This window comes from Aquimarina sp. MMG016 (assembly GCF_018100805.1).
Taxonomy (GTDB): domain Bacteria; phylum Bacteroidota; class Bacteroidia; order Flavobacteriales; family Flavobacteriaceae; genus Aquimarina.
Window position 1 is genome coordinate 745,014 of record NZ_JAGJEA010000001.1, and the last position, 13,339, is coordinate 758,352.

The window sequence follows — 13,339 nt, forward strand, 5'->3', positions numbered from 1 at the left end:
ACTTTTTCCCTTAGATTTGCCGCTTGTTTTTAAAAAAGTTGAAGGGAAAACATCTTTTTTTAAAAAAGTAGGGTAACATTTTTGCTATAAATGGCACTACCTATATATAAACCATATTTAATTAGTCAGTTAATTACATCTTTTATGAGAAAACTTTTTTTACTATCTCTATTCTTTTTAGGGATTACTGTTGTTGGGCAGGACTTACCTACTATTGTTCCGCCCTCTCCCACGGCTTTTGAGCTTGGAAAATATGGAGAAGTTCCTGTAGGAATGTTTACCGGTACGGCAAATGTTAGCATACCGTTATATCAATATAAAACCAAAAACTTGTCAGTTCCTATTACGCTGAGCTATAATTCTAATGGGCTACGTGTGGATCAAATGACCAGTTGGGTTGGTTTAGGATGGAGCCTTAATGCCGGTGGAGTGATTACCAGAACAATCAAAGATGAAGATGATGATGGTGCCGGAGCTGGGTTAATGAGAAATGCTCCGGATAAAGAAATCGATGAAATGGTGGCAGCGGGAGGCAATACAGTCAACCCTAAAGTCTTAGATTTTTATATTGATGGTACGGGGTCAGGAGTAGATACAGAGTATGATATTTATAATTTTAATGTAATGGGAGCTTCGGGGCGTTTTATTCTGGATCGCCAAAACAGAGTGCATATCCTATCAGATAATCCATTATTAAAGATTACTACTACGGGTTATCAATTTAACCGAACCTTTGCGATTACTACCCAGGATGGAGTCACTTATGAGTTTACTGCTATAGAAAGTAGTGATGTCTTAGTGCCACCAACAGCATCATATGATCCTCCCAGAACCGTGACTTCCTGGTTTATGACTAAGATCATTCATCCCCTGGGTGATGAGATTACTTTTACCTATACCAGCAACAACTATCAATTTGTTCAGGCAGAGGGAGAATCCTATTCCAAGCTATTAGAAGAAAATGAATGTGATGGCGATAACCCTTGCGCTCCAGGCAATCTTTCTACTTCAGAAACCAGGGTGTCTATTTATGGAGTGAACCTAACAGGTATTAGCAGCAACAACCCTTCAGCAGGAAATGTTGTCTTTTCTGCAAGTAATAAACACCCGGATATTCCTTTTGGGTTACTAGACCAGGTTCAGATAAAAAATGCAAACAATACCATAATCGAAGACTTTACTTTACAATACACTATTACCAACAATACCCGAGCTTTTTTGGACAAAGTGATACTAAAAGATCCCAAACAATTTTATGAGCTTAGCTATATTGACAAACAGGATTTTCCTAGTCGATTATCCAAGGCCCAGGACTATTGGGGATACTATAATGGTAAAATTAATACGCATAGAGTTCCTAAAAATGATAATCCGATCTTTAACAACTTTGGAGCAGATCGTAAACCCTCTCCTGATCATGCCAAAAAAGGCTTGTTACAACGAATAACATACCCTACCAAGGGGTATAATGAATTTGTATACGAACCTAACAGGATAAACGAAAATCAATTTACATATCCTTTGACCAGAGAGCGGATACATAGCGGAAGTTTGAATCCTAACAATATCAACATTGCATTACCAAATAATTATATCCAAAACAGTATCTATCCCACTAGGGTCGTTGCTTATATGGATCTGGAAGGATATAGCTGCCCGAATTGTACCGGAACAGGACAAATCAGTATTTATGATAATACAGAAAATCGTACCGTATTTAGTAAAACTGTAAGTAGAGCGGTTCCTGTTGATGAAACCATTGTCTTAAATAAAAACAACAGTTATACCTTTAACATTACCAATTCAGGCACTCTACATTACATTGCTAATCTGGAGTATCACCGTTCTGAAACAGAAGTAGTAGATGCTGTACAAGCCGGATTACGTATTACAGAGGTGCATACCAAAGATGATAACAATCTAAAAACCAATAGCAAATATTATCGTTACGAAAAACTAGACACTCCAGGAGTTTCTTCAGGAGTTAGAGGGTTACCCATAACATTTGAAAACAAATATCAAACGCGTAATTCATGTTCCACAGCTTCATCTACCGGAGGAGTTACCGGACTGGGAAGTTATACGCATTGTAAATATATAGCACTATCCAGTAACAGTGCCAATATGTTGTTTAACCAACGTGGGTACGCGATCTATTACCCGTTCGTATGCGTCAGCAATGGAGATCCAGATGGTAAATATGGTATGGAAGAACACGAGTTTATCATTAACAGGAATACTACCAATCAGCTAATTTGGGGTTCCGGAGAATTTATCCCTTTCCAATTAAACAATGCAGATGCAGTGAATAATGGGTTTCCTAAAAAAGTGACTGTATATACCAAAAAAGGAAATAGTTTTGTCAAAGCGCAACAAACCATCAATACCTATGCTAAGGACAATACCTATTCCAATACGGTAAATAGTTATGTAGTACAAAAAGATTTTAACCCGATAAGAGCCGGTTTAATCCATTATGGATGTACTGCAGAAGATGTAAACAAAACCTATCCCTATGCCTATTGTAGTGCAACACACACCCATCAATGGCATATTGATAATGGGTATAGCTGTATCGCTCCCGGAAATAATAACATTACAGTATATCGAAACCATCCCTGCTATGGAAAACCGGTAAATTCTATTATACAACACGATATCTATTTTGATTACGAAGTGTCCACCTTTTTGACCGTGGTTCGGGAACAACATATCTCAGAACGCTATTATATGGATAATACCGTGGCCAAGACCTATGATCGCAATGGAGAAAATCCAATAACGACCACCACCAAATACTATTATGACAATAATTTTCATAGACTACCCACACGGACCAAGGTAACTGATAGTAAGGGTAATCAAACCGTTACTAAAACATATTACCCCGATGATGTGACCAGTGTATCGAGTCTGCCGGGTGGTAATCTTACCCAAACTCAATACAATGCGATTACTAAACTAAAAAGGGCATACCAAAACCAATCTGCTACTCCTATACAGGTAGAAACCTATGAAGAAGTAGGAGCTGACCTATCCAAATTATCTACTCAGCGTACACTATTTAAAGATTGGGGAAATGCAATCATTCTCCCGGAGGCCATAAAAACGGCTAAAGGAAATGAAGACATAAAAAACCGCATCCAATACCATAAATACGATAGTTCTGGCAATCCACTGGAAGTCTCCAAGGCTGATGGTTCACATATCATCTACATCTGGGGATATAACGATACCTACCCTATTGCCAAGATTGAAAATGCCACCTATACCGGGATGCCATCGGATGTAACCACCTTAATTAATCAGATACGAGCTGCATCCAATACAGAAAACGCTGTGAGTTCAGAAAACGCTATGAGATCACAATTTGATGCCTTACGGGCTAAGCCCTTTTTAAAAGGTGCTTTGATTACGTCCTATACCTATGATCCTATGATTGGTGCGACCAGTGTTACCGACCCCAGGGGATATACGATGACGTATCACTATGATGACTTTAACCGACTAGAATTCGTAAAAGATCAGGACGATAATATCATCTCAGAAAACAAGTATCAATACAAACAATAATTAGGGGAAATACAAATGAAAAATTATATATATATCATACTGGTTTTATGTGCTTATACTGCCAATGCACAATTCGGGAGTGATCCCGTTGGTGGTGGCGGAACCACAAAATACTATAGAGATGCCGATGGTGATGGGTATGGAAATCCAAATTCTTCATACCTCACTTCGCCTACCAGCGGTTATGTGAGTAACAAACAAGATTGTAACGATAATAATGCTGCTATCCACCCATTTGCCACAGAACTATGCGATGGGATCGATAATGACTGTGATGGTCAAATTGATGAAGCTCCTAAACCGGCTACCCCATCCACAGTAACGGTAGCTAATAACTGCGGAAGTAGTGTCTTGACCAGAAGTAATCCCCCTAGCGGAATCACCTGGTATTGGCAAAGCTCTGCTTCCGGAACTAGTACCTCCAATTCCAGTACATCCATTACCCGAAACAGTGGGAGTACCTATTACTTACGGGCAAGAAAAAATAGCACACAGTGTTGGAGTACCGCCAGAACCGTAACGTATAGTATAAAAACTATACCGGCTACACCATCTGTACCAACAGCAACCAATACTCCCGGTAGCACTCTCTTAACCAGAGGAAACCCTCCATCAGGAACTACCTGGTATTGGCAGAGTAGTGCCTCAGGAACTAGTCTTGCTAATTCCGCAGTATCCATTACCAGAACCACAGGTACCACCTATTACCTCAGAGCCAGAAATAATAGTTCCGGATGTTGGAGTACCAGCAGAACAGTAAACTACACCGTATTACCTGTAGCGGATACCGATGGAGGATCCAATAATGAAAACTACGTTAAAATCATCACGTATCAAACCGAAGTCAAAGAAGGGCAACAATCCCAGGTGCTGGAAGATGATAAAATTGTCAATATCAACTATGTTGACGGACTGGGCAGGGCCAAACAATCCGTTGCGGTTAGAGCCGGTGGACAAGGACAAGCTACCAATATCCTGGATTGGAGAGATGACTGGACTGTGGGTAGTGGGTCTACACCCTTATTCAATAGGAATGGTGAGCCAACAGAAAATCAACGTAGTTTTGGAGAAAACCCTTTTGGCGAACAATCCTTACTTTGGGAGTGTGTGAATGATGCTGCCAGTGGTGCTGATGGTGGATGGAACACCGATTACATCGCTGTTGATAAAAATGTAGGGTATCGATATGCGGTTTGGGTAAAACGAACCGGATCACAGGACGGAAAGACCTATCACGGTACCCAAAATGTAAATAACTTAAATGGTGCAGCTAATAACAATCCATATTTCTGGGCAGGAGACTTGCCTCAATTGAATACCTGGTACCTAATGGTTGGGGTAGTACATCCCTATACCTATACCGGTGGAAACTCTGGGATCAGTGGAGTCTATGATAGTAATGGTACTAAAGTGCGAAGTGGTAACGATTTTAAATGGAGAAGTAATACCACTACTTCCAGGTTTAGAAACTATCTATACTATGCTGTAGATACCAATGTGCGACAATACTTCTGGAACCCCGTACTGACACAACTGGATGACCAACAACAACCCATTGCACAGCTGATTGCGCAGTCTAAACCTAAGGATATTATCACTCATTATGAGTATGATGATCTAGGCAGACAAGCCAAACAGTATCTGCCTTATGCTTCTGATCAAACCCAAAATGGAGATATCTATACCAATCCATTGGCAGAACTCAATGCGTATTATATTACCAAGTATGAAAATACAACGAATCCATATTCAGAAAGTATTTTTGAAGATTCACCACTGAATCGTGTATTAGAACAAGGAGCTCCGGGTACAGCCTGGAAAGCCAACCCTAATAGCGATAGTGACCATACCATCAAGTTTGATTGGGGTGCCAATGGCACTAATGAAGTAGTGTATTTTAAAGTCAATTTTGCTGATCCTAATAATACTGAAGCACCTAGTTTAGTAAAAGAAGGGTATTATGAAGTTAACCAACTCTATGTATCCATCACCAAGGATGAAAACTGGCAACCCACCGATGGTGATAATCATACCACCAAAGAATACAAAGACAAACAAGGTAGAGTGATCCTTAAACGTACCTATGCTTCGACAAGCTCAGCAAGCTCTGAGGCACATGATACCTACTATGTATATGATAAGTTTGGGAATCTTACGTATGTGATCCCTCCTAAAGTTACTGTAAGTAATGGAGTAGATGCCACTGAGCTAAATGAGTTGTGTTACCAATATAAATATGATCAGCGTAACCGACTGATCGAAAAGAAAATACCGGGTAAAGGTTGGGAGTATATCGTATATAACAAACTGGATCAACCCGTGATGACTCAGGATGCAGTTCAGAGATCCAAATCTCCAAAGGAATGGTTATTTACTAAATATGACGCTTTTGGAAGATTAGCATATGTAGGAGTGATACAAAACAATGGCAACAGAGCATATATGGAATCAGTTTTGAATCAAAGCAATGAACAATATGTTACAAAAACTCAGAATGCAATATCCTTAGCCGGAACATTAATATATTACACTAATGATGCAAAACCTATTAATATTTCAGAAGTCTACACCATCAACTACTACGATGATTACACTTTTGATCGTGCAGGAATTAATAAACCTGCTAGTGTATATGGAGCAGCTACTACCAACAATGTAAAAGGATTACCTACAGGTTCTAAAGTACGAGTGCTGGAAACAAGTTATTGGATCACAACGGTTACTTATTATGATGCAAAAGGAAGACCGATTTATGTAGCCAGTAAAAACGATTATCTAGGCACTACCGATATAGTAGAAACCAAACTCGATTTTGCAGGTAAAGTATTAGAAACTAAAACCACCCATACCAAAGGAAACAATGCACCCATTGTGACCGTTGACAAATTTGAGTATGACCATATGGGTAGGCTATTGACCCAAAAACAGAAGATCAATAACCAAACAGAAGAGTTAATCGCTCACAATGTATACGATGAGCTAGGGCAATTAGCACAAAAGAAAGTAGGTAATGCAGCACAAGCACCATTACAAACTGTAGACTATACCTATAACATCAGAGGATGGCTGAAGGGTATCAATGATGTGAATGCTATTGGTGATGATTTGTTTACTTTTAAAATCAATTACAATATCACTCAACACGGAGCTGAAGCACTATTTAATGGTAACATAGCTGAAACTGAGTGGAAAACTGCGAATGACAACCAACAACGTTGGTATAAGTATAGTTATGATCCGTTAAATAGAATAATCAAAGCAACCGATAATAACAACCGCTATAGTCTTACTAGTGTACACTATGATAAAAATGGTAACATAACTAGATTAAAACGTCTTGGATGGCAAAATAGTAGTAGTTATTTGAATATGGATAATCTAGTGTATGACTATGGTACAAGTAATAAATTACAGAAAGTTACAGATAGTGGTAATGATAACTATGGATTTATTGATTGTGTTAACACCAATAATGATTTTGTATATGATCAGAATGGTAATATGACCATCGATCGTAATAAGGGTATCACAGGTATTAGCTATAACCATCTTAATCTACCTACTCAGGTAACCGTAAATAATCTTTTACCATCCAACACTGCTAACGGAAATATTAGTTATATTTACGATGCCACTGGAGCAAAACTAAAGAAAATTGCTACAGAGGGAAGTTCTTTAACAACAACAGAGTATGCTGGAAATTACATCTATAAAAATGGAGAATTACTACAAATATTCCACCCCGAAGGGTATATCGAACCAAATACTGTTAATGAGTATGATTATGTATATCAGATTAAAGATCAAGTGAATAATGTAAGAATCATATATTCAGACAAAGATGGAGATGGAAAAATAGATATAGTTCGAAACAATGCAGACATGGATGGAGATGGTGACAATGCTCACGAAATCTTACAAGAACGTAACTACTATCCTTTTGGACTCGAACATAAAGGATACAACGACATAGTTAGGGGAACCAAGAACAATTTAAAAACATTCCAAGATCAAGAATTTACAGAAGACTTAGGACTAAACACTCATGAATGGAAATATCGTGTAAGTGATCCTGCTATTGGTAGGTTCTGGCAAATTGATCCATTGGCAGAGGATTATGTTTATAACGGAACTTATAACTTTTCTGAAAACAGAGTCATAGATGCGGTAGAATTAGAAGGGTTGGAAAAGATTTTAATTGTTGACCTAGATAAAAGGCCTCAAGATAATGGAACCGCAGGAAAAACATATACTGCTCAAATGTATTACCTAAATGAAACCACTGGAGAAGTTAGCGGTCCATATAGGAGTAGTACTTATCCTAATTCTAAATCTAACTCTGATAATTCAACATCATATAATACTCTAAATGAAGGAACTCATGATTATAATAATGAATCAGGGCATAGCGGTCAAACTAAAAAAGGCTTAAACCTTGTGGATGAGAATGGGGATAGAAAATCTCCAGGCACAAAACCTAATGGAGATTCTGTAACTATACAATATGAAAATGTTCACTCGGGAGCAAGTGACAATGGAAACTATAATAGTAGAGGTTCGCAGGCTTGTATTACTTGCCATCCTGATGATGTTGATTCATTTTTTGAAAACTTTAACTGGACAAATACAGCTGAAACAACTGGTGATTCTAGTGGTACAATTCAAGTAGTAAGAGGAACCGAAGAAGTAAGGGATGCATACAAAGCTATTTTTGAGATGAAAGGAGTTTTGATCCAAGCGGAAAAGGTACTAAAGAAAATGCAAGAGATTAATAACGGAACAAGTACGCAATCATCACAACAAGGTAATAACTGATACGTTATATTAAAAATAAAACATAATGAAAAAAACAATTAACAATACGGTGTTACTCATTTTGTTATTGACATTAGTATTTTCTTGTAATGAGAAAAAGAAAGAAAATGTTAACCCTTCATTGGAAAATCAATCAAAAACAGAGATAAACAAAGATCTTAAAAAAACTGAAGTTGCTAAAGATAACTCAGGAACCAAGCATATTATTGCTCGAGATTCATCCTACTTTTGTAATACCAATTATGTAAAGGTATTACAAAAAAATATTGGTAATGCTAATAAAAAGGATATTAAAAACTTCTTATTAACCTTTGATGAGAGTTGTAGTTCAAATGCTGAATATGGTGAGTATAGCAATGAAGTATTATTTGCGATTTTAGATAAAAACCCTAAATCAGTTATAGATATAATATCAAAAAATGATGTTGGGATTAATGTGGAAACTATCTGTGAGAAATTAGAATCTCCTATAAATGACCTTATAGATTTAAAAAAATTAACTCAAAAGATTATTGAGTTAGAAGTCAATGAAGAGGTCAAAAATAAAATCCTGAGCTCTTTAAAAGTAGCTTTAGATAAATATAACTAAGGTATTTTAGAAAGATTGAGAAAACAGCTACTCAAACGGTGGCTGTTTTTTTATGCAATGCTGTTACGAAGAAATAAGGTTGGTAAGATTATCTTTTAGCTTCTTCTTAGAAATAAGGGAATCAATCAAATTATAAATAGATACTTTTTCTACATCATCCAAAGAGTCTAATAACCGAAGCTTCCCCGCTCCCGCTAGTCTGTGACTAGTGGCGATATCGAGTAAGTAATACAGTAACAAGCTAGTTTCAAAAAAACGAAACCAGCTTGTTATATTTTTTTTGGTAGTATATACATAGCTTTGTTGCGTGGCACACTAGTTGCAAACTAGCGGCAGCGAGGGGGATTTTCAAATATATAAGAATAAAGGTGGTCAGCCCGAAAGGATTAGAACTAGTGTTAATCTCAAAACCATAAAGAAATAATAATATGCGTAATTTTTTATTGATACTAATACTTACTGTTTTGCTAGGGTGTGAAAGCAAGAAAATGCCCCTAGACAAAGCTTTAGAAGACATTGAAATTACTTGGACTGAAGACCAATTAGAAGAGTTTGCAAATAAACCTGATAGCTCGGCTGTACGTGATGTTCATTTTGGGTATGGAATGTATTTTAGGAATAAAACACTAAGAAACCCTAAGGACTCAACATTACTAAAATATTTTAATTCATTGGGTATTTATCATGAGGATCATATATCAAATATTGTTTTCACCTCTTTACATAGAAAGCTCAATAACAAATCAATTGACTTAGATAGTCAATTAAAGTTAATAAAGGCTGTTATTGCAAAATCCAAAGCCTTAAATGACAAAAATGTTAAAAGAGCATTTAAGTATTATGACAAATATAAGACAGGTGATACTATCTTAGTAAGAATGCCTGTTAACAGCAATAATAATGCAACTCAATACTCGTATCCCGAGAATAGTGGATGGATTTATAATGACAGTATTGATTTATTGATTAAAGGTCTTATAACTTCAAAGCCAGAGCTAAAAGATACAAGTGACATGTCAATTAAGCTAAAAATTTTATCTATGAATAGAGAGGGAGTAAAAGTCTTGATGAGAGATGTAAGTGTTGGAGATGAAATTGAATCTGACTTTAAGCTTGATATTATTGAAGATATTAGGTAAGGTAATGTTCCAAATTGGTGCTTACTGATTTTAGGACAACATTATAACTTAAGAAGCAGCTACAGCAATGTAGCTGTTTTTTTATGCTCTAAAGTGAAGCTACACAATATCAACCCGCTCCGCAAAGAGTGATTAAAAATAAAAGCGAAATGCTGCGCAAAGTCCCCGCTCCGCAAAGAGTGATAAAATAAAAGTTAGAATGTTGCGCAAAGTCTCCCGACTTTGAGCGATATGTATGTAAAACAATAAATAAGAAAAAGCAGTCACATTTATATATAATGTGGCTGTTTTTCCCCGCTCCCGCTAGTCTGTGACTAGTGGCGATATCGAGTAAGTAATACAGTAACAAGCTAGTTTCAAAAAAATGAAACCAGCTTGTTATATTTTTTTGGTAGTATATACATAGCTTTGTTGCGTGGCACACTAGTTGCAAACTAGCGGCAGCGAAGGAGGATTATATCCATAACAATCCAATAGCATCAGAATACTATAGATTGGAAATATAGTAGCGCTAGAAATTATCAGGATGATCATACTGTTTTAGAAATTGATAGTGATGGTTATTTGTTAGGGTTGATTTAACTCTAACGGCACGAGCGAGACGCTCGCGCTAACAAGGAGCAGGGAGGAGTAGATGTACCTAAAAACTCATTACAACAAAACTATTTTATAAAAACATTATTTGATAATCAATAAGCCTATTATGGGAATAGTTATATGTGATAAACATGGAAGAAGTGGTATTGTTCAAATGAGCAAAACCCTTCATTATTTGTTTTTGAATGGAAAAGACACTGATATTGTTAAGGCTATTTTTAATATTAAAGAACTTGACGAAAGTTTTATACATTACTTTTCTTTCGATGAGGATATATCACAATTTAAGAGTGAAATGGATTTAGATTATTTTGAATCTGAATTTTCAAAAATTAGTGGAGATCCCGGTTCTAGTATAAATTGCTTTAAAGATTATTTAAGCAAGAACAAAGTTATAGAACGACACTTTAAAATAAAATAATGATAACAGATTTTCCCGCGATAGTGCGATCGAAATGTCATTAAGTTAAGGTTGTCTCGTCCTAAAAAAAGTTTACATTTTTTAAATTAATCCTAAAAAAGCTTTACAACTTATTCTTAGTCCTATTATTGTAAACCAATAATAGGACTTTTTGTATAATAATTCTTCCCCCCGATTTCCATGGTAAAACCAAGTAATAATTGTTAAAATATCATATGATTTAGGCAGCAACTTTTTTATATGGTTGCTGCCTTTTTATTACGGCACAGACCCTGTGTACGAGTTTGTTTCTGATATTATTTATAACCAACATTTTGGATTTTCCTTCTTCTACTTTTCGGGTATAATACGCTTTAAGTTGTGGATCATAGGTCATAGCTGCCAGTGCACATAGGTGTAATTGTTTTTTGAGTGTTTTATTGGCCATATGATGTACCCTTGCTCTTTTATGAATACTTGTTCCTGAGGAGTGTTCAAAAGGCACTACACCACAATAACAAGCTAGTTGTTTTGGGTTTGAGTATCTTGTAAAGAAGTTTGTATAAATTGTTAAATACAACGCTGTAAACACTCCTATTCCTGTTACAGAACTAGCTAGGTCAATGGTTTTATGTAATCTGTCATCAGACAAAATAAGTTTATGTATTTGTTCTTCTATCCTTTTGATTTCCTCTGTAAACGTCTTTACTGATTTTTTGATATTCTTTTTAGCTAACTTAGAGAGATTTGGAGCAAAATGTTCAAGTTCATTAGGGTATTTGGTTAAATCAGCTCTGCTCTTAACCAATCTTTCCCTGATAGTGATCAATGTTTTAATTTGATCAAGGATTTCAGGTACAGGTTGATATAATTCTAGCTCTAGATAATTTTTAGCTACATACTTAGCAATACGGATAGCATCAATCTTATCATTTTTACCACGCTGAATACCTAGACTTCTCATAATCTTTAGAGACATTTCTACGCATATGTTGGCTTTATTGTCTACTAACGATGTAATAATTAGTTTGCCATATATACCTGTGTGTTCCATACAAATAAGGCAATCGCACAAATCAATATTCTGGTTCTTAAGCAGCCTTAAAAAAGCTTTGATACCTTTTTTAGTGTTGTCAAAAACATAAGAGTCTATCTTATCTAAATTATTAATGATTGCTACATCAAAGCTTAATTTAGCTATGTCAACACCGATAAAGTGAGAAAAATTTTGTTTCTTCATAATGCGAGATTTTTAGAGATAATCAACCCAAGAATCTGAATTACAATCGAAGCCCTGATAATAGGCCTAGTAGCCTGAATTTCCATTTGATGCTGGTTCAGAAATAACCGATAAAGGATTTAATCGGGGGATAAGCCTAAAAGCTTTGCAGCGCTCCTAATTCTCCCTTATCGGTTGGGTGGTTATCCACAATTATTGAGGTTATAAACAAAGAAAATAAAAAGAAGCAAAAACAAAAGAAAATCAATCATTTACATCAATATTAACTTCGTTAAATAATCTCTATGTGAATAACTCTACTAAACTAAGGGCTCCCGCTAGTCTGTGACTAGCGGCGATATCGAGTAAGCAATACAGTAACAAGCTAGTTTCAAAAAAATGAAACCAGCTTGTTATATTTTTTGGTAGTATATACATAGCTTTGTTACATGGCACACTAGTTGCAAACTAGCGGCAGCGAAGGAGACTTTGCTTCTAATGAAACAAAAAATGTTTCTTTAAGTAATAACAGTAATCATATTAGTAAACAAGTAGACGAAAGAACTATGAATGAAAAAAAAGTGGATAAAACTAGAGTTGGAAAATGATGTTACAAAAAAAAGATGTTTTGGAAAATATATTGAACATAGTTTCTTTCTTGTTTAAAGTAGTCTTATTTACAGATATTATTATTTTACTTAGAGTTTTGTTAAAAAACTATGGTGAAAAATTAGAGCAAAATAATATATATAATACGCTTATTATATTTGGTTTAGTAACTATAGTATTATTTTGTTTTAAATTCTTCTTAAAAAGAATTCTTCTTAAAAAATAAGTAAAGTAAACTTTACCCCCGCTCCCCGCTCCCGCTAGTCTGTGACTAGTGGCGATATCGAGTAAATAATACAGTAACAAGCTAGTTTCAAAAAAACGAAACCAGCTTGTTATATTTTTTTGGTAGTATATACATAGCTTTGTTGCGTGGCACACTAGTTGCAAACTAGCGG

Annotated in this window: 6 protein-coding genes and 1 pseudogene; 6 read left to right on the plus strand and 1 reads right to left on the minus strand. The window is 35.8% G+C overall.

Translation table 11 applies throughout. The annotated features are described in order from the left end of the window. Positions 1–144 precede the first annotated feature (144 nt). From J8M14_RS03100 to J8M14_RS03120, 6 genes and pseudogenes are all read left to right on the plus strand, one after another. The gene (locus tag J8M14_RS03100) at positions 145–3,573 is read left to right on the plus strand and encodes a hypothetical protein (RefSeq protein ID WP_211072950.1); all 3,429 of its coding nucleotides are present in this window, start codon (positions 145–147) and stop codon (positions 3,571–3,573) included. Positions 3,574–3,588: 15 nt separating this feature from the next. Then, positions 3,589–8,388 (plus strand): DUF6443 domain-containing protein, encoded by a 4,800-nt coding sequence (locus J8M14_RS03105; RefSeq protein WP_211072951.1) that lies wholly within the window; start codon positions 3,589–3,591, stop codon positions 8,386–8,388. Positions 8,389–8,413: 25 nt separating this feature from the next. Further along, positions 8,414–8,977, plus strand: coding sequence for a hypothetical protein (locus J8M14_RS03110; protein WP_211072952.1), 564 nt, complete (start codon positions 8,414–8,416; stop codon positions 8,975–8,977). 488 nt (positions 8,978–9,465) lie between these two features. Further along, positions 9,466–10,116, plus strand: coding sequence for a DUF6794 domain-containing protein (locus J8M14_RS03115; RefSeq protein ID WP_211072953.1), 651 nt, complete (start codon positions 9,466–9,468; stop codon positions 10,114–10,116). A gap of 446 nt (positions 10,117–10,562) precedes the next feature. Beyond that, positions 10,563–10,698: pseudogene (locus J8M14_RS22985) on the plus strand (transposase); the annotation flags it as partial. 121 nt (positions 10,699–10,819) lie between these two features. Then, positions 10,820–11,134 carry a hypothetical protein gene (locus J8M14_RS03120; protein WP_211072954.1) on the plus strand — a complete coding sequence of 105 codons (315 nt, stop codon included), beginning with the start codon at positions 10,820–10,822 and terminating at the stop codon, positions 11,132–11,134. 220 nt (positions 11,135–11,354) lie between these two features. Here the strand turns inward: J8M14_RS03120 and J8M14_RS03125 are convergent, their stop codons facing one another. Next, a complete protein-coding gene (locus J8M14_RS03125; protein WP_211072955.1) occupies positions 11,355–12,353 on the minus strand; it encodes an IS110 family transposase in 999 nt (332 codons plus the stop codon). Between the last annotated feature and the right edge of the window lie 986 nt (positions 12,354–13,339).

Coding starts and splice junctions, on each gene's coding strand:
- J8M14_RS03105 (WP_211072951.1), top strand. CDS start 3,589: ATGAAAAATTATATATATATCATACTGGTTTTATGTGCTTATACTGCC.
- J8M14_RS03110 (WP_211072952.1), top strand. CDS start 8,414: ATGAAAAAAACAATTAACAATACGGTGTTACTCATTTTGTTATTGACA.
- J8M14_RS03125 (WP_211072955.1), bottom strand. CDS start 12,353: ATGAAGAAACAAAATTTTTCTCACTTTATCGGTGTTGACATAGCTAAA.
- J8M14_RS03115 (WP_211072953.1), top strand. CDS start 9,466: ATGCCCCTAGACAAAGCTTTAGAAGACATTGAAATTACTTGGACTGAA.
- J8M14_RS03120 (WP_211072954.1), top strand. CDS start 10,820: ATGGGAATAGTTATATGTGATAAACATGGAAGAAGTGGTATTGTTCAA.
- J8M14_RS03100 (WP_211072950.1), top strand. CDS start 145: ATGAGAAAACTTTTTTTACTATCTCTATTCTTTTTAGGGATTACTGTT.